General features: G+C 70.0%; 20 protein-coding genes. 8 read left to right on the top strand and 12 right to left on the bottom strand.

Going from position 1 to position 21793, the window contains the following annotated elements; genetic code table 11:
• Positions 1-99: 99 nt before the first annotated feature.
• From H295_RS0136215 to H295_RS0136200, 4 genes are all read right to left on the bottom strand, one after another.
• Positions 100-408: a hypothetical protein gene (locus H295_RS0136215; RefSeq protein WP_020140250.1), complete on the bottom strand. Its 309-nt coding sequence runs from the start codon at positions 406-408 to the stop codon at positions 100-102.
• 338 nt (positions 409-746) lie between these two features.
• Entirely contained in the window at positions 747-2030 is a 1284-nt protein-coding gene (locus tag H295_RS0136210) for a S53 family peptidase (protein ID WP_020140249.1), read from the bottom strand.
• 366 nt (positions 2031-2396) lie between these two features.
• A complete protein-coding gene (locus H295_RS0136205) occupies positions 2397-3740 on the bottom strand; it encodes a S53 family peptidase (RefSeq protein ID WP_020140248.1) in 1344 nt (447 codons plus the stop codon).
• 255 nt (positions 3741-3995) lie between these two features.
• Entirely contained in the window at positions 3996-4868 is an 873-nt protein-coding gene (locus tag H295_RS0136200; protein ID WP_020140247.1) for an alpha/beta fold hydrolase, read from the bottom strand.
• 256 nt (positions 4869-5124) lie between these two features.
• Here H295_RS0136200 and H295_RS0136195 point away from each other — a divergent pair, with 256 nt between their 5' ends.
• The 3 genes from H295_RS0136195 (at position 5125) to H295_RS0136185 (ending at position 7812) form a co-directional block, all read left to right on the top strand.
• Complete coding sequence (locus H295_RS0136195; protein ID WP_020140246.1) at positions 5125-5835, top strand: trypsin-like peptidase domain-containing protein; 711 nt, start codon at positions 5125-5127, stop codon at positions 5833-5835.
• A 101-nt stretch (positions 5836-5936) separates the two neighbouring features.
• Entirely contained in the window at positions 5937-6944 is a 1008-nt protein-coding gene (locus H295_RS0136190; RefSeq protein WP_020140245.1) for an NlpC/P60 family protein, read from the top strand.
• Between the two features lie 169 nt (positions 6945-7113).
• The gene (locus H295_RS0136185) at positions 7114-7812 is read left to right on the top strand and encodes a phosphatase PAP2 family protein (protein WP_020140244.1); all 699 of its coding nucleotides are present in this window, start codon (positions 7114-7116) and stop codon (positions 7810-7812) included.
• 9 nt (positions 7813-7821) lie between these two features.
• Here the strand turns inward: H295_RS0136185 and H295_RS0136180 are convergent, their stop codons facing one another.
• Positions 7822-9363 carry an FAD-binding oxidoreductase gene (locus tag H295_RS0136180; RefSeq protein ID WP_020140243.1) on the bottom strand — a complete coding sequence of 514 codons (1542 nt, stop codon included), beginning with the start codon at positions 9361-9363 and terminating at the stop codon, positions 7822-7824.
• 296 nt (positions 9364-9659) lie between these two features.
• Here H295_RS0136180 and pstS point away from each other — a divergent pair, with 296 nt between their 5' ends.
• The 4 genes from pstS to pstB all read left to right on the top strand — a co-directional run bounded on the left by pstS (position 9660) and on the right by pstB (position 13764).
• Positions 9660-10781 carry a phosphate ABC transporter substrate-binding protein PstS gene (gene pstS / locus H295_RS0136175; protein ID WP_020140242.1) on the top strand — a complete coding sequence of 374 codons (1122 nt, stop codon included), beginning with the start codon at positions 9660-9662 and terminating at the stop codon, positions 10779-10781.
• A gap of 118 nt (positions 10782-10899) precedes the next feature.
• Entirely contained in the window at positions 10900-11901 is a 1002-nt protein-coding gene (gene pstC / locus H295_RS0136170; protein WP_028810066.1) for a phosphate ABC transporter permease subunit PstC, read from the top strand.
• Complete coding sequence (gene pstA, locus H295_RS0136165) at positions 11898-12947, top strand: phosphate ABC transporter permease PstA (RefSeq protein ID WP_020140240.1); 1050 nt, start codon at positions 11898-11900, stop codon at positions 12945-12947. The genes pstC and pstA overlap by 4 nt, the downstream gene beginning before the upstream one ends.
• Before the next feature lie 40 nt (positions 12948-12987).
• Positions 12988-13764 (top strand): phosphate ABC transporter ATP-binding protein PstB, encoded by a 777-nt coding sequence (gene pstB / locus H295_RS0136160; protein WP_020140239.1) that lies wholly within the window; start codon positions 12988-12990, stop codon positions 13762-13764.
• Positions 13765-13890: 126 nt separating this feature from the next.
• On the opposite strand, the gene H295_RS0136155 is transcribed toward pstB, so the two are convergent.
• Positions 13891-14889, bottom strand: a complete 999-nt coding sequence (locus tag H295_RS0136155) for an inorganic phosphate transporter (protein ID WP_020140238.1) — start codon at positions 14887-14889, stop codon at positions 13891-13893.
• A gap of 8 nt (positions 14890-14897) precedes the next feature.
• Entirely contained in the window at positions 14898-15518 is a 621-nt protein-coding gene (locus H295_RS0136150) for a DUF47 domain-containing protein (protein ID WP_020140237.1), read from the bottom strand.
• 200 nt (positions 15519-15718) lie between these two features.
• On the opposite strand from H295_RS0136150, the gene H295_RS0136145 reads away from it, so the two are divergent.
• Entirely contained in the window at positions 15719-16057 is a 339-nt protein-coding gene (locus tag H295_RS0136145; RefSeq protein ID WP_028810065.1) for a metal-sensitive transcriptional regulator, read from the top strand.
• A gap of 42 nt (positions 16058-16099) precedes the next feature.
• On the opposite strand, the gene H295_RS47675 is transcribed toward H295_RS0136145, so the two are convergent.
• The 5 genes from H295_RS47675 to H295_RS0136120 form a co-directional block, all read right to left on the bottom strand.
• On the bottom strand, positions 16100-16276 hold the full coding sequence (locus tag H295_RS47675) for a hypothetical protein (RefSeq protein WP_020122926.1): 177 nt from the start codon (positions 16274-16276) through the stop codon (positions 16100-16102).
• A gap of 98 nt (positions 16277-16374) precedes the next feature.
• A complete protein-coding gene (locus H295_RS0136135; protein WP_020140235.1) occupies positions 16375-17208 on the bottom strand; it encodes a hypothetical protein in 834 nt (277 codons plus the stop codon).
• Positions 17209-17519: 311 nt separating this feature from the next.
• Positions 17520-17927, bottom strand: coding sequence for an NUDIX hydrolase (locus H295_RS0136130; RefSeq protein ID WP_020140234.1), 408 nt, complete (start codon positions 17925-17927; stop codon positions 17520-17522).
• Positions 17924-18994 carry a CHAD domain-containing protein gene (locus H295_RS0136125; protein WP_020140233.1) on the bottom strand — a complete coding sequence of 357 codons (1071 nt, stop codon included), beginning with the start codon at positions 18992-18994 and terminating at the stop codon, positions 17924-17926. The genes H295_RS0136130 and H295_RS0136125 overlap by 4 nt, the downstream gene beginning before the upstream one ends.
• Positions 18975-21209 carry an RNA degradosome polyphosphate kinase gene (locus H295_RS0136120; RefSeq protein ID WP_020140232.1) on the bottom strand — a complete coding sequence of 745 codons (2235 nt, stop codon included), beginning with the start codon at positions 21207-21209 and terminating at the stop codon, positions 18975-18977. The genes H295_RS0136125 and H295_RS0136120 overlap by 20 nt, the downstream gene beginning before the upstream one ends.
• Positions 21210-21793: the final 584 nt, after the last annotated feature.

Below are 21793 nucleotides of genomic sequence, written 5' to 3'. Positions count from 1 at the left end.
GAACGCAACCTCAGCCGGTGGGCACTGCGGACGGGTGGGGTAGGAGGGGGTACCGGGAGCGCCCGGCCGGACTGGAGGTGCGTCGACCGGACGCTGCGGCTATACGGCCATTCCGTACACGATGGTGAAGAGCGTGCCCAGGGAGCCGATGATGAAGACTCCGGTCAGGCCCGCGACGATGAGGCCCTTGCCCTGTTCCGCGCTGAAGGTGTCCCGCAGGGCGGTGGCGCCGATGCGCTGCTTGGCGGCGCCCCAGATGGCGATGCCGAGGCAGAGCAGGATGGCGACCGCCATGACGACCTGGATCATCGTCTTGGCCTCGGTCCCCAGCGCCCCGAAAGGCCCCCAGTCGGGAGCGATCCCGCCGATGATGGTGTTGATGTCGCCCTTGTCGGCCGCAAAGAACATGTAAGTCACCGCCCCTGGTGGGTAGTTCCGTCCCCCTGCGTGGGCGCAGAGGTCAGTCCTCATTGTCGCCGACAATTCTGCCGTCGTATGTCGACTTGGCGGCATTGGCCGACGGGTTTCGTACGAATGACTGTCTGGTCACTCTGTGTATCACGGCAGGTCACGCCGGGCAATGAGGCCTGAGCGGAACCTGTCGTGTGGTTCCGTCGTTGACCCCTCTTACGACCTGCGGTGCTTCTGGCACCGATGTTCTGCGGGTGAAGGCTAACCCGGACCGCCCCCGGTATGACGAACGGGCCGCGGGAGGGGAGCCCCGCGGCCCGTTCGTTGACGGAGAGTCAGCTGGTGAAGCCGGTTACTCCTTCCGGGGTGCCCACGCCGGTCGGGCCGTCGTAGCCCGTCCCGGCGGTGCAGAAGTAGCTCGTGGTGCAGGAGCCGTTGTTGCCCGAGGTCACGTCGTTGAGGGCGGAGGTGTGCTTGTAGGGGTACTGGGCCGGGTAGTCGCTGCTCCCGGGGGTGCCGGCCAGCGCGTAGACACTCGCGATGATCGGGGCGGCGGCGCTGGTGCCGCCGAAGGTGTACCAGCCGGCGGTGATGCCGTAGGAGTCGTAGACGGAGACGCCGGTGGCCGGGTCGGCGACGGCGGAGACGTCCGAAATCATGCGCCTGGTGCAGCCGGTGTCGGTCTGCCAGGAGGGCTTGGCGTCGTAGGCGGAGCAGCCGGAGCCGGTGCCCTCGGTGGAGCTGGTCTTCCAGACGCTCTCGGTCCAGCCGCGGGCGTTGGAGGAGGTGGAGAGGGCGGTGCCGCCGACCGAGGTCACGTACCTGGAGGCGGCCGGGTACTCGGCGCCGTAGCCCGAGTCGCCGGCGCTGACGGTGATGGCGACGCCGGGGTGGTTGAAGTACGAGGAGTCGTAGGACGTGTCGCTCGACGACTCCGAGCCGCCGTAGGAGTTGGAGACGAACTTGGCGCCGAGGGTGACCGCCTCGTTCACCGACTTGCCGAGGTTGGCCATCGTGGGCGAGGTCGCCTCGACCAGCAGGATGTGGGCGTTGGGGGCGATCGCGGAAACCATGTCGAGGTCGAGGGAGATCTCCTCGGACCAGCCGGCGTCACTGGAGGGCAGGGAGGTGGTGGAGCCGGTCTGGGAGACCTTCTTGAAGCAGCCGTTGGCGGTGGTGCAGGCGGGGAGGCCGTAGTACGAGCGGTAGGTGGCGAGGTCGGCCTCGGCGTTGGGGTCGTTGTAGGCGTCGACGATGGCGACGGTCGCACCGGTGCCGCCCGAGGCGGCGGCCGCGGTCAGGCCGTAGGCGGACCGCAGGTCGGTGGGGCCGTAGCCGGTGGGGGTGGCGGCGTCGGCGGCCTTCGGGGTGACGCCGCGGGCCTGCTGGGCCTTCTGGAAGGCGGTGGTGCCGCCGGTCACGCGCAGGGAGTTGCAGGCGAGTTCGCCGGCCTTCTTGGGGGTGGCGCAGGGGGTCGCGGTCCAGGTGACCTTGGACGAGGTCGTGGCGTCCGCGTGGGCGGCGGTGCCGAGGCCGGCCAGGGCGAGGGCGGCGGTGGCGGCCGCGGCGGTGCCGACGCGGCGCCATCCGGGCCGTCTGTGGGGGGAGTTGGTACGCAAGATGCAGCCTCCTGATGACGGGGGAACAGGGGCGGTGCGGGTGCGTGCCGTCGGTGGGGTGTCCCGGGTGGCGGGCGGCGGCCTGCGACGACCGTCCTCTTGTTGAGGACGTGACAACAAGGGAGCCGGTGGAATCCTGACTCACGCCTTACCGAAGCGGGGCTCGGATTACCCGGCGATGAAAGGCCGTTGGACTGCGGGCGGCGCCCGCTTGACCTGATTCACAGGTGTGTGACGCGCGGAGATACGGCGAACGGGCCGCGACCGGATGTCGTGGCCCGTTGCCGTGGTGCCGCCGAGGGGACCCCACGTCCCCCTCTCAAGGGCGGCGTCCCCGTGACCCGACGGGGACGTTCAGGGGGTGGCTCAGCCGCCGAAGGCGGCCAGGCCCTGCGGGGTGCCGAGGCCGGTCGGGCCGTCGTAGCCCGTCCCGGCGGTGCAGAAGTAGCTGGTGGAGCAGGTGCCGTTGTTGCCCGAGGTCACGTCGTTGAGGGCGGCGGTGTCCTCGTAGGGGTACTGCGACGGGTAGTCGCTGCTGCCCGGGGTGCCCGCGAGGGCGTACACCGACGCGATGATCGGGGCGGAGGCGCTGGTGCCGCCGTAGGTGTTCCAGCCGGTGCCGTCGGAGCCGTAGGAGTCGTAGACGGAGACGCCGGTGGCGGGGTCGGCGACGGCGGAGACGTCGGCGATCATGCGCTTGGTGCAGCCGGTGTCGGTCTGCCAGGACGGCTTGGCGTCGTAGGCCGAGCAGCCGGAGCCGGTGCCCTCGGTGGAGCTGGTCTTCCAGACCGTCTCGGTCCAGCCGCGGGTGGTGGAGGAGGTCTTCAGGGCCGTGCCGCCCACCGCCGTCACGTACTTGGAGGCGGCCGGGTACTCGGCGCCGTAGGCCTCGTCGCCGGCGGAGACGGTGATGGCGACACCCGGGTGGTTGAAGTACGAGGAGTCGTACGAGGTGTCCGACGACGACTCGGAGCCGCCGTAGGAGTTGGAGACGAACTTGGCGCCCAGGGTGACGGCCTCGTTCACCGCCTTGCCCAGGTTGGCCATGCTCGACGAACTCGCCTCGACCAGCAGGATGTGGGCGTTGGGGGCGATCGCGGAGACCATGTCGAGGTCGAGGGAGATCTCGCCGGCCCAGCCGCTGTCGGCGGTGGGCAGGGAAGTCGTGGAGCCGGTCTGGGAGACCTTCTTGAAGCAGCCGTTCGCGACCGTGCACGCCGGCAGGCCGTAGTAGCTGCGGTAGGTGGCCAGGTCCGCGGCGGCGTTGGGGTCGTCGTAGGCGTCGACGATGGCGATGGTCTGGCCGGCGCCGTTGTTGGCGGACGCGGAGGTCAGGCCGTAGGCGGAGCGCAGGTCGCTCGGGCCGTAACCGGTCGGGGTGGCGGAGGAGGCGTTCGGCTTGAGTGTCTTGGCGGTCACGCCCTTGAGCGCGGCCTGCTTCTCCATGAAGGCGGTGGTGCCGGCGGTGACGCGCAGGGCGTTGCAGGCGGCGTAGCCCTTCTTGGGGGTGGCGTCACACGCGCTCTCGTACTGCACGTGCGCCTTCGCGACGGCGGTGGCGACGGTCTTGGCTCTCACGTGGTCGGGCGTGGCCGCCGTCGCGTGGGCGGCGGTGCCGAGGCCGGCGAACACGAGGGCGGTGGTGGCCACGGCGGTGGAGCCGGCCCGGCGCCATCTGCCGGCTATGTGGGGGGAGTTGGAAGTACGCAACGTACAGCCTCCTGGGAGTGGTTGCAGAGGCCTGCAGTGGGGGACCACCGGTGAGGTTCCGGTGGGGGCGGCGACCCGCGTAGACCATCGCCTTGTTGAGTACGTGACAACAAGACGGGTTTCGGAATCCTGACTACCGCCTTACCGAAGGGCGTTGCGGGATTGCTGATCAATGGCGGCTGGATGGGCGGGGGATGGTCACGGCTTGACCATCTACACGCGTCGCACACAATCGAAGGATCACGGAGAGGGGCGTCAGACCTTCTGCCAGAAGGCGCGCAGGGCGTCCGCGAGGGCCTGCGGGGCCTCCTCGGCCATGTGGTGGCCGGAGTCGATCGGGGCACCTTCCAGGTGGGCGCCGGCCCAGTCGCGCCAGACGGCGACGACGTCGCCGTAGAGCTCGGCCATGTCGTCGCGGGTGGCCCACAGGATCTGGAGCGGGCAGCCGATGCGCCGGCCGGCCCGCTGGTCGGCGTCGTCGTGCTCCCGGTCGACACCGAGCCCGGCGCGGTAGTCCTCGCACATGGCGTGCACGGTGGCCGGGGCGTGGATCGCGCGGTGGAAGTCCTCGTAGGCCTCGGCGCCCATCTGCTCGGGTGTGGCCGTGTACCAGGCGTCCGGGTCGGCGTCGATGACGCGTTCGGCGGGCTTGGCGGTCTGGCCGAGGAAGAACCAGTGCCACCAGCTCGCGGCGAAACCGGCGTCGCAGCGGCGCAGGGCCTCCCCGATCGGGACCGCGTCCAGCACGCTGAGCGCGGACACCGCCTCGGGGTGGTCCAGGGTGAGGCGGGTGGCCACGTAGGCGCCCCTGTCGTGGCCGACGACCGCGAACCGCTCGTGCCCCAGCCCGCGCATCACCGCGAGGCAGTCCCCGGCCATCGCGCGCTTGGAGTACGGGCGGTGCTCCGGGTCGGTCGGGGGCTTGTCGGAGCCGCCGTACCCACGCAGGTCGGGGCAGACGACGGTGTGCCCGGCGGCGGCCAGCAGCGGGGCCACGCGGTGCCAGGTGGCGTGGGTGCGGGGGTGGCCGTGCAGCAGGAGGACGGCGGGGCCGGTGCCGCCGTGGCGTACGCGCAGCCGGACGCCGTCGCGGCCTGGGCGGTGGGTCAGCTCGAAGCCGTCGAACACGGGGTCCTCCTGGGGGCGGGGCGGGCGGATCCGGCTGGGCTGTGCGGCGGGCCGGTGCCGGTGTGGCGTGCGGGCGGCCGGACACCGTACGGACCCGGCGAGGGCGGCTGTGCTGCGGGGGCCGGTGTCGGCGTCTGGGCAGGCGGACGGAGTCGTGGCCCTTGGGCGTTCGGAACCGACTTCCCAGGGGAGCTCCGTCCACACTCGTACGCTCAGTTGACGCTTTTCTCACCTTCGTGCGGAATGCTGGCGTCCGATGAAGCGCACGCCACGTACCGCTCTGTACGCCGTCGTCGTCCTGCTCGCCGTCACCGCGTCCTCCGAGGCGATCGCCGACGACGGCACAGGGCCGTTCGGGGTGACCGAGGTCGCCCCCGCCACCAGGCAGAACGCCCTGGTGGGCGCCCTGTTCGACGGCAAGCAGCACGTCTGTACCGCCTCCGTCGTCCGCAGCCCGGACAAGGACCTCGTCGTCACGGCCGCGCACTGTCTCGACGACAGCGACGACCTGGTGTTCGAGCCCGGGTACCGGGACGGCCGGGCGCCCTACGGGAAGTGGAAGGTGGAGAAGCGGTACCTGCCCGAGGGCTGGTCCAAGGCGCAGGACGAGGACAGCGACCTCGCCTTCGCCACCGTGGACGGGAAGGTCCAGGACCGCGTCGGCGCGGACCGGTTCACGACGGGTACGGCGACCGGGGCCACCGCCGTCACGGTCACCGGGTACCCCTCCTCCCGGGACGTGCCGATCAGCTGCACCAACAGGCCCACCGCGCACAGCCGTACGCAACAGCGCATAGATTGCCCGGAGTTCACCGGCGGGACCAGCGGCAGCCCCTGGGTGAACGGCGACGGGCAGGTCGTGGGTGTGCTGGGCGGGCACGAGGAGGGCGGACTGACGCCCGACGTGTCGTACAGCGTGGTCCTGGGTGCGGAGGCCGCCGGGCTCTACCGGGAGGCCGTCTGCTGACGCACTGCGGTGATCTTTGCGCCGACCCCGCCGAGTACCCCGGTTTCCGGCGGGGAAGCTCATAAACTGGCGCGGGCGGACTCCCGGTCGGTGAGGGGCGGTTGACGGTGCGTAAGGCGTGGCTCGTGGCGGGCGCCGCTCTCGGGGCGGGGCTCAGCTTCGTGATGCTGCTCGTCGTCGGGGTCTACGTCGTCGCGGGCAACCTCGCCGGCGGGGTGGGCGGAGCCACCAGATCCCTGGCCAAGGGTGCCGTGCCGGCCGCCTACCAGGCGCTCGTGCAGAAGTGGGGCAACCTCTGCCCCGCCATCAACCCGGCCCTGCTCGCCGCCCAGCTCTACCAGGAGAGCGGGTTCAACCCCCACGCGCAGAGCGCGGCCGCGGCGCAGGGGATAGCGCAGTTCATCCCGGGGACCTGGGCCACGCACGGCGTCGACGGCGACGGGGACGGCGACAAGGACGTCTGGGACCCCAACGACGCCATTCCGTCGGCGGCTTCCTACGACTGCTCGCTCGCGTCCTATGTGAAGGACGTGCCCGGAAACCTCACCGACAACATGCTCGCCTCCTACAACGCGGGCGCGTACGCGGTCATCAAGTACGGGGGCGTGCCGCCGTACAAGGAAACCCAGAACTACGTGAAGACCATCACGACCCTGGAGGAGAGCTTCGCCGCGCCGACGAGCCGGGTCGATCCCTCCAAGCAGGCCGCGGGGGCCATTTACTACGCGCAGAAGAAGCTCGGGACGCCTTATCTGTGGGGCGGCACCGGTACGGCCGCCCAGGGCGGGCGGTTCGACTGCTCGGGGCTGACGCAGGCCTCTTACGAGAGCGTGGGCGTCACTCTTCCCCGCGTCGCGAACGACCAGTACAACGCGGGCCCTCATCCGGCCAGAAGTGAACTGCTGCCGGGAGACCTGGTGTTCTTCTCCAAGGACCCGACAAATTCGCGTGCCATCCATCATGTGGGTATTTATGTGGGCGGCGGATACATGATCGACGCACCGAGAACAGGTGCTGTGATCCGGTTCGACCCGATCGACACTTCTGAGTACTTCGGCGCTACCCGGGTCACCGAAGATGGCGCGAAAGCATTGCCCACCACCGTGTGACCGAGCGTGAAACCCACCCCCTGAGCTGCGGCGATGTGTCTCTCTTCGATAACGTCTGCGTGATCATTCAGTGGAACGTGGAACGTATTAACGGGAGCCGTGCGTTCCTGAGGGCGTAGCCGAGCGCACATGGGTACGCCGGGAAAGACGACGAAGGGGCCGCAGCACCATGGCTGTTCTCGCCGAAACCGGGTCGAACCCTGACGTCGACCTGCTCTACGACATCAACGGCCTGGCCAAGGACGCCCCGCACTGGTTCGACCGGGTCATGGAGTACGTCGGGGAGTACGGGATCCTGCTCGGAATGGTGCTGCTCATCCTGTGGTGCTGGTGGAGCGGGCGCCGGCGCGGGGGTGAGGACGCCGCGTCCTCCGTGGCCGCGCTCCTCTGGGCGCCGCTCGCCGCCGCGCTCGCCGTTCTCGTGAACATCCCCATAAGGGGATTCGTCGAGCGGCCCCGGCCGTTCCGGACCCACGAGGGGCTCGAAGTCCTGGTTTCCGGGAAGACCGACTATTCCTTTGTGAGCGACCACGCGACGATCACCATGGCGATGGCGGTCGCGTTGTTCGTCGCCCACCGGAAGTTCGGCGTGATCGGGATTCTGCTCGCGCTGCTCGAAGGGTTCTGCCGGGTCTACATGGGCGTGCACTATCCGACGGATGTCGTCGGCGGGTTCGCGCTCGGAACGGCTGTGGCGCTGCTGCTTTCCCCGCTCGCGATGGCCCTGTTGACCCCTTTGACGAGGGCGATCGAGGGGTCGTCGAAAGGCGCGTGGCTGATTCGGGCGCGGGGGACCGAGCGGGCGGGTGCGGTGATTCCCGGGACCCGGCAGGGAGCGCCGGGAACCGAGAGGGACCTGGCCGCGTAGCGAAAACCGCTACAGCGACTGCGGGTACGAGAAGAACCCCTCCGGGTCGTACTGCTTCTTCACCTTCGTCAGCCGGGTCACCGCGTCGCCGTAGTACGCCTTGCGCCAGTCCTTGAGGGTCGGGTCCGTGTAGTTCTGGTAGGCCGCCCCGGAGGCGTACGGCTTCATCGCGTCGTGGGTGCCGGTGAGCCAGGACTGGGCCGCCGTGCCCGCGGTGCCCGGCCGCCAGGACGCGATGTACTGGGCCAGCATCCGGGAGCGGCGGTGGACGAAGGCCGTCGCCGTGGGGGAGACCCGGTTGACCGCTCCGCCGAGGGCCGTGAAGGCCACGCTGCCCGAGCCGCCCCGGACCGAGGCGATGTGCGACAGCAGGGTGCGGATGCCCGCCGCGGAGATCGAGCGGTCGAAGAAGTCCGAGCGGGCCGCGTAGGTCTCGCGGCCGAGCGCGCCGTGCGGGTTGCGGTTCGGGGTGGAGCCGGGCAGATGGCACTGGGCGTCCGTGGCGAAGGACGAGCAGCCCGCGTACGCCTCCATCGCGCTCTCGTAGGAGTGCCGTCGGAGCGTGACGCTGCGGGCCGGTGAACCGACCCGGTCGGCCAGCCGGTCGAGCGCGTTCTGGAGTTCGCCGTAGGTGCCCATCGAGAACGCCGCCACCGCCACCGAGGGCGATCCGCCGTTCTCCAGGTGGCAGGAGGACCAGATCTCGTCGGGCTGGCCGGGACCCCACTCCTGCCAGGCCTTCAGCACGGCGGCCGCCTTCGACCACGGCCAGGTCGCGTACGCGGTCACGCCCTGCGGGGCCGGGTGGGTCCTGAAGTGCAGCTCGGTCACCACGCCGAAGTTGCCGTTGCCCGCGCCGCGCAGCGCCCAGAACAGGTCCTTGTTCGTGCCGGCGTTCGCGGTGAGCTGCTTGCCGTCGGCGGTGATCAGGGTGGCCTGGGTGAGGCTGTCGCAGGTCAGGCCGTAGGCCCGGGAGGCCACTCCGTGGCCGCCGCCGAGGACCAGGCCGGAGACGCCGACGGTCGGGCAGGAGCCCGCCGGGATCGTCACGCCCTTCGCGGTGAGCGCCCGGTAGACGTCGATCAGCTTGGCGCCGGCGCCGACCACGGCGGTGCCGCCCGAGGCCCGGACCCGGTTCAGCTCGGAGACATCGACGATCAGCCGGTTGTTTCCCGAGGACCAGCCGGCGTAGGAGTGGCCGCCGTTGCGGATCGCGACCCGCAGGCCGTGCGCGCGGGCGTACGCGAGGGTGCTGCGGATGTCGTCCGCGTGCGCCACGTACGCGACCGCGGCGGGCCTGAGCGAGTCGAAGCGGGTGTTGTAGAGCTGACGGGCGGTCGTCCAGTTCGCCTCGCCGGGGCGGACCAGGGTGCCGTCGAGGTCGCGGCCGAGCGCGGCCCAGTTCGGGGCGGCCGAGGCAGGCGTACGGGAGGAGAGCCGCTGGTCGAGGGTGCTCTGCGCGGCACCTGCGCTGTCCTTGCCCTTGCACGCGGCGGTGCCGGCCGCCGCCAGCACGGCCGTGCCGCTTGCGATGAACGTACGCCGTTCCATGTGTCGTGCCTTTCGTCTGCCTCGTCGGCTTCCGTGGAACGAGACGGGGTTGTGGGAGTGAGGGTTCCCGTGCCGGTTCCGGAATCACACCGTGCCCTCGACGTGAGCGTTCCGTGACCTCACCGCACCTTTCTCAGGGGTTCACCCCTCGTTCACTTCCGGCCATAAGCGCCTTCACCTGATCTGCCTAATTTCGGCCTTACGCGATGCGAGGTGCGCCACGACGGCGCACCCGTGTCACCCAGACTTCGCGCACGCCGCCGGATTCAGGACGGCGGCTCCCGGAAGGAACTCAAGTGAAGCTTCAGCGCAAGAACCGGCGGGCCCTCGCTCTCGGTGCTCTCGCCGTCTCCGGCGCCCTGGCCCTCACGGCGTGCGGCTCCGACGACACCAGCGGCGGCGGCAGCGGCGGTGCCACGACGGCCGCCGCCGGCAACATCAAGTGCGACGACGCCAAGGGCCAGCTGCTCGCCGACGGCTCCTCCGCGCAGAAGAACGCGATCGACGCCTGGGTCAAGCAGTTCACGCAGGCCTGTGGCGTGCAGATCAACTACAAGGGCGGCGGCTCCGGCGCCGGTGTGACCGCGTTCAACAACGGCCAGGTCGCCTTCGCCGGTTCCGACTCCGCGCTGAAGCCGGAAGAGGTCACCGCCTCCAAGAAGGTCTGCTCCGGCGGCCAGGGCATCGACCTCCCGATGGTCGGCGGCCCGATCGCCCTCGGCATCAACATCTCCGGTGTCGACAAGCTCACGCTGGACGCGCCCACCATCGCCAAGATCTTCAACTCGAAGATCAGCAACTGGAACGACCCGGCGATCGCCAAGCTGAACCCGGGCGTCAAGCTGCCGGACCTCAAGATCCAGGCGTTCCACCGCTCGGACGACTCCGGCACCACGGACAACTTCACCAAGTACCTGATCGCCACCGCCAAGAGCGACTGGCCCTACGAGCACGGCAAGACCTGGGTGGCCAAGGGCGGCCAGTCCGCCGCGCAGTCCTCCGGTGTCGCTCAGCAGGTGAAGCAGACCAACGGCGCCATCGGCTACTTCGAGCTCTCCTACGCCAAGGACGGCATCACGCCGGTCAGCATCAACACCGGCGCCTCCGCCCCGGTCGAGCCGACCGTCGAGAACGCCACCAAGGCCATCGCCGACGCCAAGGTCGTCGGCACCGGCTCCGACCTCTCGCTGGAGCTCAACTACGGCACCAAGGCCGAGGGTGCGTACCCGATGGTCCTGGTCACCTACGAGATCGTCTGCGACAAGGGCAACAAGGCCGACACCCTCGCCGCCACCAAGGCGTTCCTGCGCTACATCGCCTCCGAGGACGGCCAGAAGATCCTCGCGGAGAACGACTACGCGCCGATCCCCGACGACATCATCGCCAAGGTTCGCACCACCATCGAGAGCCTGAGCTGACCTGAGTGTGCGGACCGGTCCGGGGCCCCGCAGCACGGGACCCCGGCCGGCCGCACCGTCCGGTGCACCGCCGCCAGGAGCCGCACCCCGTGTACGGCTCCGCAGACCGGAGAACCCGATGGACACACAGATAAAAGACGCACCTCCCCCCAGTCCCCAGCCGACCGTGGCCGAGCAGAAGCGCGCGGCCCGTGGTGCCACCCGACCCGGTGACCGGATCTTCCTCGGTCTCTCCCGCGGGTCGGGCATCCTGCTGCTGGTGATCATGGCCGCGATCGCGGTCTTCCTCACCTACCGCGCCTCGATCGCGATCAGCAAGGACGAGGCGAACTTCTTCACCGCGTTCGAGTGGAACACCCAGCTGATCCCGCCGAAGTTCGGCATCGCGGTGCTCGCCTTCGGCACGATCGTCTCCTCGATCATCGCCATGGCCATCGCCGTCCCGATCGCGGTCGCCATCGCGCTGTTCCTCACGCACTACGCCCCGCGCAAGCTGAGGGGTCCGATCGCCTACGTGATCGACCTGCTCGCCGCCGTGCCGTCCATCGTGTACGGCCTGTGGGGCGCCCTGATCCTCGTACCGCACATGAACGGCCTGTACGGCTGGCTGAACGACTACTTCGGCTGGACCGGCATCTTCTCCTGGCAGCAGGGCGCGCCGCGCTCCATGCTGACCGTCGGCATCCTGCTCGCGATCATGATCCTGCCGATCATCACCAACGTGAGCCGCGAGGTCTTCCGCCAGGTCCCGCAGATGCACGAGGAGGCGGCCCTGGCGCTCGGCGCCACCCGCTGGGAGGTGATCCGCATGGCGGTGATCCCCTTCGGCCGCTCCGGTGTGATCTCCGCCTCGATGCTCGGTCTCGGCCGCGCGCTCGGCGAGACGATGGCCGTGGCCACCGTGCTCTCGCCGTCCTTCGACATCCAGGCCAGCCTGCTCGACCCGGGCGGCGGCACCTTCGCCCAGAACATCGCCAGCAAGTTCGGTGAGGCCAGCGAGCTGGGCCGGGACGCGCTGATCGCGTCCGGTCTGGTCCTGTTCGTCATCACCCTGCTGGTCAACGGCGCGGCCCGCATGATCATCGCCCGCCGCAAGGAGTACTCGGGGGCCAACGCATGAGCACCGCAGCCACCGTCAGCACCCTGAAGGGTGCCCGCCTGCCGAAGTGGTCGCCGTACGCGATCGCCGCCGGCTCCGTCGCCCTCGGCATCGGCATCAGCTTCGCCGCCGGCCTGCACAGCAGCATCCAGTGGGCGCTGATAGCCGGGCTGCTGTTCGTCCTCGGCACGTACGGCATCGCCGCCCGGGTGGAGGGGCGCCGGCAGGCCAAGGACCGGGTCGCCACCTCCCTGGTCTGGGTCGCCTTCCTGCTCGCCGTCGTCCCGCTGGTCTCCCTGGTGTGGTCGACCGTCGCGCGCGGTCTGAAGGTCCTCGACTTCTACTTCCTGACCCACTCGATGGGCCTGGTCGCCGACGACGAGCCGGGCGGCGGCATCTACCACGCCATCCTCGGCAGCCTGGAGCAGGTCGGCCTCGCCACCCTGATCGCGGCGCCGATCGGTGTGCTCACCGCGATCTACCTCGTGGAGTACGGGCGCGGGAGGCTCGCCAAGGCCGTCACGTTCTTCGTCGACGTCATGACCGGCATCCCGTCGATCGTGGCCGGTCTGTTCATCCTCTCGATCATGCTGATGTTCGACATGCAGCCCTTCGGCTTCGCCGGCTCGCTCGCCCTGGCGATCCTGATGATGCCGGTCGTCGTCCGCTCCACCGAGGAGATGCTCAAGCTCGTCCCGAACGAGCTGCGCGAGGCCTCCCTGGCGCTGGGCATCCCGAAGTGGCGGACCATCCTGAAGGTGGTCGTCCCGACCTCCATCGGCGGCATCACCACCGGCATCATGCTGGCGGTCGCCCGTATCGCCGGTGAGACCGCGCCGGTGCTGCTCCTGGTGTGGGGCAACTCGCTCATCAACGCCAACCCCTTCGAGGGTGCGCAGCAGTCGCTCCCGCTGTACATCTACCAGCAGTACGCGAACAGCGCGGGCGCCGGTGCGGCGTACGACCGAGCGTGGGCGGCGTCGCTGACGCTGATCGCCTTCGTGATGATCCTGAACCTGGTGGCCCGCGGCATCGCCCGCTGGAAGGCCCCGAAGACCGGTCGCTGACGCGGCCACACAGCGACCGAGATCTGGAAGTGAAGTAGTCATGGCCAAGCGAATCGACGTGAGTGGGCTCACCGCCTACTACGGCTCCCACAAGGCGATCGAAGACATCTCGATGACGGTCGAGCCCCGCTCGGTGACGGCCTTCATCGGCCCCTCCGGCTGCGGCAAGTCCACGTTCCTGCGCACCCTCAACCGGATGCACGAGGTCACCTCCGGTGGCCGCGTCGAGGGCAAGGTGCTCCTCGACGACGAAGACCTGTACGGCCAGGGCATCGACCCCGTGTCCGTCCGCCGCGAGGTCGGCATGGTCTTCCAGCGCCCGAACCCGTTCCCCACGATGTCGATCTTCGACAACGTGGCGGCGGGCCTGCGCCTGAACGGCTCGTACAAGAAGTCGGAACTGACCGACATCGTGGAGAAGTCCCTCAAGGGCGCCAACCTCTGGAACGAGGTCAAGGACCGGCTGAACAAGCCCGGTTCCGGTCTGTCCGGCGGTCAGCAGCAGCGGCTGTGCATCGCCCGCGCCATCGCGGTCGAGCCGAAGGTGCTGCTCATGGACGAGCCCTGCTCGGCCCTCGACCCGATCTCCACGCTCGCCATCGAGGACCTCATCGGTGAGCTGAAGGAGCGCTTCACGATCGTCATCGTGACGCACAACATGCAGCAGGCCGCCCGTGTCTCCGACCGCACGGCCTTCTTCAACCTGGCCGCCGTCGGGCAGCCCGGCAAGCTGATCGAGATCGACGAGACGGAGCGGATCTTCTCCAACCCGTCGGTCCAGGCCACGGAGGACTACATCTCCGGCCGCTTCGGCTAGGCCTCCCGAACCCCTCGCGGTGCTGCATGGCGGTGCCACCGCGAGGACACAAAAGGGCCCGCCCCCGGATCAGGGGGCGGGCCCGTCGTCGTACGTGCGCGGCGCCTACAGGAACGTGCTCGGCGTCTACAGGAACAGCAGGTTCACGATGCCGTAGCAGCAGGCGGCCACGATCGCCGCTGCCGGCATGGTGATGAACCAGCCGAGGACGATGTTCTTGGCCACGCCCCAGCGGACCGCGTTGACGCGCTTGGTGGCGCCGACGCCCATGATCGCCGAGGTGATGACGTGGGTCGTGGAAACCGGCGCCTTGAACAGGTAGGCGGTGGTGAACATGATCGCCGCACCGGTGGTCTCCGCGGCGAAGCCCTGCGGGGGGTCCAGCTCGATGATCTTGCGGCCCAGGGTGCGCATGATGCGCCAGCCGCCCGCGTAGGTGCCCAGCGACAGCATCACCGCGCAGACGATCTTCACCCAGACCGGGATCGGGTCGCCGTACGTCTCGTGGCCCGAGATCACCAGGGCCATCACCACGACACCCATGGTCTTCTGGGCGTCCTGGAGGCCGTGGCCGAGGGCCATGCCGGCCGCGGACACGGTCTGCGCTATCCGGAAGCCCCGCTTGGCCTTGTGCGGGTTGGCCCGCCGGAAGATCCACATGATCGCCGTCATCACCAGGTAACCGGCGACCAGGCCGACCACCGGGGACAGGAACATGGGGATGACGACCTTGTCGAGGACGCCGTTCCAGATCACCTCGGTGCCGCCCGCGAGCGCGGCTCCGACCATGCCGCCGAACAGCGCGTGCGAGGACGAGGAGGGCAGTCCGAAGTACCAGGTGACGAGGTTCCACACGATCGCGCCCACCAGGGCCGCGAACAGGATGGCCATCCCCTTCGAGCCCTCCGGCGTCTCGATCAGGCCCTCACTGACCGTCTTCGCGACCCCGGAGCCCAGGAAGGCGCCTGCCAGGTTCATGACCGCTGCCATCGCGAGCGCGGCCCGTGGCGTGAGCGCCCGTGTCGACACCGAGGTCGCGATGGCGTTCGCGGAGTCGTGGAAGCCGTTGGTGTACGTGAAGAAGAGCGCGACCAGGATGGTCACGATCAGAGCGAAGGTGTCCATGGAAGGGTTCAGGACTCCTTGACGGCGATGGTCTCCACCGTGTTCGCCACGTGCTCGAAAGCGTCGGCGGCCTCTTCCAGGACGTCCACGATCTGCTTGAGCTTGAGCACCTCGATGGCGTCGTACTTGCCGTTGAAGAGCGTGGCGAGCAGCTTGCGGTGGATCTGGTCGGCCTGGTTCTCGAGGCGGTTGACCTCGATCCAGTACTCGGTCAGGTTGTCCATGGTCCGCAGGTTCGGCATGGCCTCGGCGGTCAGCTCGGCCGCCCGCGCCAGGACCTCGATCTGCTGCTCGACGCCCTTGGGCAGTTCCTCGACGTTGTAGAGGACGACCAGGTCGACGGCCTCCTCCATGAAGTCCATGATGTCGTCGAGGGAGGACGCCAGGTTGTAGATGTCCTCGCGGTCGAACGGCGTGATGAACGAGGAGTTCAGCTGGTGGAAGATCGCGTGCGTGGCATCGTCACCGGCGTGTTCCGCGGCCCGCATACGCTCTGCGATCTCGGCCCGGCCGGCGGTGTCCGCCCCGAGCAGTTCCATCAGGAGCTTCGAGCCCGTGACGATGTTGTCCGCGGAGGCGGCGAACATGTCGTAGAAGCTCGTCTCCCTGGGGGTCAGACGAAAGCGCACAAGGGGTCCTCGGGGTGCATCGGTTTCGGTCAGGGTGATGCTAAGTGCATCATCCGGCCACGGCTAATGGGCCGTCCCCCAGTGTCGCCCATCAGGCACAGTGGTTGGCACGGGGGCCGTCCGCAGGCCCTATACCCGGGAAACTTCGGTACGATATACCCAGGAGGGGTATACGAATGCCCCTTGTTGTGGAGGACGCGATGACGACGACCGACACCGGCGCCCCGGCGCCCTCCGAGACGGTGACCGAAAACACCACCCACGGCTACCACAAGCAGAAGGACGAGCACCTCAAGCGCCTGCGCCGGATCGAGGGCCAGATCCGCGGCCTCCAGCGGATGGTCGACGAGGACGTCTACTGCATCGACATACTCACGCAGGTCTCCGCCTCCACCAAGGCGCTCCAGTCCTTCGCCCTCCAGCTTCTGGAGGAACACCTGCGGCACTGCGTCGCCGACGCTGCCGTCAAGGGCGGCGCCGAGATCGACGCGAAGGTCGACGAGGCCACGAAGGCCATCGGCCGCCTGCTGCGCACCTGACCGGTTGCCATGTGACGCCACGACGGAACAGGCGCCCCCGGCTCAGCGGCCGGGGGCGTCCGCGCGTTCCTCGGCCACTTTCAGCACCTCGTCGATGCTCTCCAGGCTGAGCCGGTCGTCCGCGGCCGAGGCCGCGATGATCAGCTCTCCGCACAGTTCGATCTCGGCGAGGGCCACGTGGTCCTGAACCGCCGTACCGCCGACCGGAGCCACGCGCATCACCTCTTCTCTGCCGTTACCGACTTCCTAGAGTAGGGAGCGGCCTACATACCGCGCATGGCACGGACGGGCTAGTCCTTGACGCCCGTCACGACCGCTCATCCGTCGGCGATCTTGCCCGCGAAGATGTCCCTCGCGGCCGGCAGCCGTACGTCCGCGGGCACCCCGAAGTCGTACAGCAGGGTCGTCGAGGCGACCGCGACGGTGCCCGGCCGCTGTCCGTTGACGAAGCTGAAGCGGTGCCGGACCTTGCGGATCCGGCCCTGGTCGTCGAGGTAGACGTCGAAGGGCACCGCGGCCGTGGCGAACCCTTTCGCCGCCGCGGCCAGGACGGCCCTGTTGGCCCGGGAGGCGCTCTTCGCGGCGGCGGTGAGATCCGCGGTCCCCCGGTAGTGCCGCACCTCGGTCCCGGCCAGCTCGGTCGTCCCGACGTACGTCGCCGTCCTGGTCCCGCGCAGCACCTCGGCGGCGGCCAGCGGGTCGGTGGCCCCGCCGGTGACGAGGTTGCCGTCGGAGAGTCCGGCGGTGTCCACGCGCACCCACTTGTCGGCGGGCACCCCGGCACCCCGGTTCTTCATGAACAGGGCTCCGGGGGCGAGGAGTTCAGTGATCGGCTGGTGCTCGCTGGTGCCGGCCGGGTCCTGCGGCAGCAGCACCCTGAGCCGGCCGAGCCGCCCGCGGTAGTCGTACACGCCCTCGCCGCGGATGGTGACCCGGGTGCCGCCGGTGGCCATCTCCATCGAGGTGCTGGCCTTCGAACTGCCGGTGTCCACCAGGGTGTCGGGGGCCCGGCGCAGGGTTCCGACCGGGTCGGCCGCGGCCGCGTCGTCCGGGCCGGAGCCGGTGCCCGAGCAGCCGGCGGCGCAGGCGCCGGCCATGAGCACCGCCGCGACGACCGTCCCGCGGGCCCGCCTGTGCTGCCGCTCCGCCATCGCCGTTACCCCCAGCCGATACGTCCGTCAAGGACCCGTGTCGTCTCGCTTAACGACGGCCGGGGTGGGCCCGTCACGCGCACACCCGCCGTTTACCCGGGGTGGGTAACGTTGTCGGTGTGGCGCAGCAGGACAGGATCCCCCCACCTCCCCCCGACGCACCGGCCCACCGGACACAGATGGTCGAACAGGGCCGCTTCTGTCTGGCCCGGTGCACCTGCGGCTGGCGCGGCCCGGCCCGCAGAGCCCGCAGCCAGGCCCGGACGGACGCGGAGGGGCATGCGAGCAGTGCCTGAGCGGTGGTTCGGTGGCTAGAGCGGCAGCAGTTCGTCGATCAGGGTGCGGTCGCGGTACTGCGTGAGACGGCTGCGGGCCGCGGCGGGGGAGAGCCACAGGATGCGGTCCACCTCGTCGTTGGGGGTGAAGCCGCCGCCGGTCGCCTCGGCCGCCCAGTAACGCACCCGCTTGGGGCGGCCGTTGGCCATGTAGCGGACGGTGGGGAGCTCGGTGCCGGGCTCGGCCGTATAGCCGGTCTCCTCCTCGACCTCGCGCAGGGCACCGGCGAGGGCGTTCTCGTGGGGCTTCAACTTGCCTTTGGGGTGCGACCAGTCGTCGTACTTCGGCCGGTGGACCAGGCAGATCTCGAGGTCGCCGTCGAGCGGGGAGCGGCGCCACAGGACGCAGCCGGCTGCCTGGATGACGGAGTCGTCGTCGCTCATGTGCTCACCGCCTGTTTCTGCCAGCACTGCTGGAACGCGAACCGGGCCGCCTCCACCTCGTGGCGCTGGTCGGCGTGCAGGACGCCGAGGGCGTACGCGGTGGCCGGGGCGATACGGGGGGTGCGGGCCGCCGAGGCCGCGGCTGCCGCCGCCTCCGAGGCGTCCCGGTGCCGGTCCAGGCACTGGCCCGCCGTCAGGAGCCGTACGTCCACCGCGGGGCTCAGGACCTCGCGGGCGTAGCGGTGCAGGCGCAGCAGCAGACGGACCTGGTGCCAGGGGGCGTCCTGGGGGTGGGGGGAGGGGTCGGGGGAGAGGCCGTGGATGAGGGCCTCGGCGTTGTAGGGGTGGCCCGCGGTGACCAGCGGCAGAGCCGTCGCCGCGTCCTCCAGGCGTTCCTGGGCCGCCGCGGCCAGGGGGTGCAGGTCGGTGCCGGAGGCGCTCTTGACCAGGGGGACCTCGCTGGCCAGTAAGGCGACGGTGTCCGCGACCGCGTGGAACCGGGAGGAGCCGAGGGCCTGGAGGGCGGTGGAGTGGGCGCGGGTGCGGGCCAGGGTGAGCTGGCGGTCCAGGAGGGCGCCCGCCTTCGCCGCGCCGACGGTCAGGTTGCCGCGGTCGGGAGCGGGGGAGGGGGTGCGGTCCGGGGTGGGGGCGCGGTCGGGGGCGGGGTGGGCCGTGGCGCCCACCCCCTGGGTGGGGAACACCGCGCCCGACAGGCGGTGCAGGGCCAGCAACAGCCGTTCCAGCCGGGACTCGTAGGCGTGCTCCATGCCCAGGGTCCCGGACAGCCAGGCCAGTTCGGGGCGCAGGGACTCCGACCAGTCGGCGTCCAGGAGGGGGCGGAAGGTGTGGAGGCTGGCGCTGATGCGGCGGACCGAGCGGCGCAGGGCCCGGGCCGCGTCCGCGGGGTCCTCTGCGCCCGCCGCCGCACCGCCGGACTCGCGGTGCTGGCGGAGCGCGCGGAGGAACTCCGTGGCCTGGGACCGCAGATAACCCGCGAGGGCGTCCCCGGTCACGGTTCCGACGGGCCCGGCGAGCGGGCCGGTCGGTTCAAGGTGTTGCTGTGCCACGCCGGCGCCTCCGGGCGTCTATGAGCATCTCCTGGACGTTGCGCAGGGGTTGGCCGTCCGCGTCGGTCGCGTGCCGGGTCCACTCGCCGTCCGGGCCGAGGTGCCAGGACGCGGTGGTGTCCGACATGCCGGTCTCCAACAGCCGGTTCAGGGCTGCCCGGTGGGCCGGGTCGGTGACCCGGACCAGGGCCTCTATCCGGCGGTCGAGGTTGCGGTGCATCATGTCGGCGCTGCCGATCCACACCTCGGGCTCGCCGCCGTTGCCGAAGGCGAAGACCCGGGAGTGCTCGAGGAACCGGCCGAGGATCGAGCGGACCCGGATGTTCTCCGACATGCCCGCGACACCGGGGCGGATCGCGCAGATGCCGCGCACCCAGACGTCGACCGGCACGCCTGCCTGCGAGGCACGGTAGAGCGAGTCGATGAGCGCCTCGTCCACCATCGAGTTGACCTTGATGCGGATGAAGGCCGGGCGCCCTGCGCGGTGGTGCTGTACTTCCTTGTTCACACGGGCGATGAGGCCGTCGCGAAGGGACTTGGGGGCCACCAGGAGGCGGCGGTAGGTCTCGCGGCGGGAGTAGCCGGACAGCCGGTTGAAGAGGTCGGAGAGGTCCGCGCCGACCTGCGGGTCGGCGGTGAGCAGGCCGAGGTCCTCGTAGAGGCGTGCGGTCTTCGGGTGGTAGTTGCCGGTGCCGACGTGGCTGTACCGCCGTAGCGTGTCGCCTTCCTGACGGACCACCAGGGACAGCTTGCAGTGGGTCTTCAGGCCGACGAGGCCGTAGACGACATGGCAGCCCGCCTCCTCCAGCTTGCGCGCCCACTTGATGTTGGCGTGCTCGTCGAAGCGGGCCTTGATCTCGACCAGGACGAGGACCTGCTTGCCGGCCTCGGCGGCGTCGATGAGGGCGTCGACGATGGGGGAGTCGCCGGAGGTGCGGTACAGGGTCTGCTTGATGGCGAGGACGTCCGGGTCGTCGGCGGCCTGCTGGAGGAAGGCCTGGACGGACGTCGAGAAGCTGTCGTAGGGGTGGTGCAGCAGGACGTCACGGGTGCGCAGGGCGGCGAAGATGTCCGGCGCGGACGCGGACTCGACCTCGGCCAGGTCGCGGTGGACGCCGGCGATGAACTTGCGGTACTTCAGCTCGGGACGGTCGAGGCCCGCGATGCGGAAGAGGCCGGTGAGGTCGAGCGGGCCGGGCAGCGGGTAGACCTCCGCCTCGGAGATCTTCAGCTCGCGCACCAGCAGGTCCAGCACCTCGCGGTCGATGGACTCCTCGACCTCCAGGCGCACCGGCGGGCCGAAGCGGCGCCGCATGAGCTCCTTCTCCAGGGCTTGGAGGAGGTTCTCGGCGTCGTCCTCCTCGACTTCCAGGTCCTCGTTGCGGGTGACCCGGAAGGTGTGGTGCTCCATCACCTCCATGCCCGGGAACAGCTCCTCCAGGTGGGCGCCGATGACGTCCTCTATGGGGACGTACCGGCCGGGAGAGGACTCCAGGAAGCGGGACAGCAGCGGCGGGACCTTGACCCGGGCGAAGTGGCGGTTGCCGTTGACCGGGTTGCGCACGATCACGGCCAGGTTCAGGGAGAGGCCGGAGATGTACGGGAAGGGGTGCGCGGGGTCGACGGCGAGGGGGGTGAGGACCGGGAAGATCTGGTGCCGGAACAGGGTGAAGAGGCGGGCCTGCTCCTTCTCCTGGAGTTCGTTCCAGCGGACCAGGTGGATGCCCTCCTCGGCGAGCGCGGGGGCGACGTCCTCGTGGTAGCAGGCGGCGTGCCGGGCCATCAGCTCGCGGGAACGGGCCCAGATCATCTCCAGGACCTCGCGGGGCTGGAGGCCGGAGGCGGAGCGGGTGGCGACTCCGGTGGCGATACGGCGCTTCAGTCCGGCCACCCGGACCATGAAGAACTCGTCGAGGTTGCTGGCGAAGATGGCGAGGAAGTTCGCGCGTTCGAGGAGGGGGGTGTTGGGGTCCTCGGCGAGTTCCAGGACGCGTTCGTTGAACGCGAGCCAGCTGCGTTCCCGGTCGAGGAAACGACCCTGCGGGAGCTGGGCGGCACCGTCGACCGGGATCTCCTCGTACGCGTCGAGATCGGCGTCGAGGTCGGGTTCCAGATCGGAGACGGTGGCCGACACGGTGTGCGGGCGGTGCGCGGCTATGGAGCCCACGGAGGGCTGCACGTGCTGGACCTCTGCCTGGGCGTTCGACTGGCTCATGGACCCATTCTTCCGCGCCGACCGCGAAACGGGCGCGTCGGAGGCGGCGAGCGGGAGCACGGCGGCGACCGAGGTCCCGACCGGAACGCCCCCGTTCCTCCGGACCCCCTCGGGCGGCGGCGAAGGCTCTGGCACGACGGGCTTCATCCACTGAGCCTCGCAAGCCTGTCTGAACCGACGGTTACAGAGACATGGCGGTAGGGATATCGGGGCGCGACCGCGGAGGGGGTGGTGGTTGGTGGGGGTGGGGTGCCGGCTGCTGTGGCCGCGGGGCCGGTGTCGGCCGCCGGGGGACTGGGACGGTTCCCGAAGGGCCAGGGGGAACGGTGCGTGGGGCGGGGTCCGTGGCCGCCGCGGAGAAGCCGTGGTTGCCCGGGATGAGGCGCCGGCTGCCGTCGCCGGGGCGGTATCAGCTGCCGCTGGGCGCGTGCTACGGCTCCGGAGGGATGGGGTGCCGGTTGCCGGAGTGGAGGGCACGGGGTACCGGTTCCTCGGCTGTGCGGGTCACGACTTCCACGCGGCCCGGTAACGGATGGCGGGTGCGGGTCGCTGGGCCGCCGAGGGGACGCCACGGTCGTCGGGGA

Source organism: Streptomyces sp. 351MFTsu5.1, from assembly GCF_000383655.1.
GTDB classification, from domain to species: Bacteria; Actinomycetota; Actinomycetes; order Streptomycetales; family Streptomycetaceae; genus Streptomyces; species Streptomyces griseorubiginosus.
This window is presented reverse-complemented; position numbering and strand designations above follow the sequence as displayed.

What these genes read in the sequence shown, in the direction of transcription:
- H295_RS0136215 (WP_020140250.1), bottom strand. Translation starts at nt 408, where the DNA reads ATGTTCTTTGCGGCCGACAAGGGCGACATCAACACCATCATCGGCGGG.
- H295_RS0136195 (WP_020140246.1), top strand. Translation starts at nt 5,125, where the DNA reads ATGAAGCGCACGCCACGTACCGCTCTGTACGCCGTCGTCGTCCTGCTC.
- H295_RS0136185 (WP_020140244.1), top strand. Translation starts at nt 7,114, where the DNA reads ATGGCTGTTCTCGCCGAAACCGGGTCGAACCCTGACGTCGACCTGCTC.
- H295_RS0136180 (WP_020140243.1), bottom strand. Translation starts at nt 9,363, where the DNA reads ATGGAACGGCGTACGTTCATCGCAAGCGGCACGGCCGTGCTGGCGGCG.
- pstC (WP_028810066.1), top strand. Translation starts at nt 10,900, where the DNA reads ATGGACACACAGATAAAAGACGCACCTCCCCCCAGTCCCCAGCCGACC.
- pstA (WP_020140240.1), top strand. Translation starts at nt 11,898, where the DNA reads ATGAGCACCGCAGCCACCGTCAGCACCCTGAAGGGTGCCCGCCTGCCG.
- pstB (WP_020140239.1), top strand. Translation starts at nt 12,988, where the DNA reads ATGGCCAAGCGAATCGACGTGAGTGGGCTCACCGCCTACTACGGCTCC.
- H295_RS0136155 (WP_020140238.1), bottom strand. Translation starts at nt 14,889, where the DNA reads ATGGACACCTTCGCTCTGATCGTGACCATCCTGGTCGCGCTCTTCTTC.
- H295_RS0136145 (WP_028810065.1), top strand. Translation starts at nt 15,719, where the DNA reads ATGACGACGACCGACACCGGCGCCCCGGCGCCCTCCGAGACGGTGACC.
- H295_RS47675 (WP_020122926.1), bottom strand. Translation starts at nt 16,276, where the DNA reads ATGCGCGTGGCTCCGGTCGGCGGTACGGCGGTTCAGGACCACGTGGCC.
- H295_RS0136135 (WP_020140235.1), bottom strand. Translation starts at nt 17,208, where the DNA reads ATGGCGGAGCGGCAGCACAGGCGGGCCCGCGGGACGGTCGTCGCGGCG.
- H295_RS0136130 (WP_020140234.1), bottom strand. Translation starts at nt 17,927, where the DNA reads ATGAGCGACGACGACTCCGTCATCCAGGCAGCCGGCTGCGTCCTGTGG.
- H295_RS0136120 (WP_020140232.1), bottom strand. Translation starts at nt 21,209, where the DNA reads ATGAGCCAGTCGAACGCCCAGGCAGAGGTCCAGCACGTGCAGCCCTCC.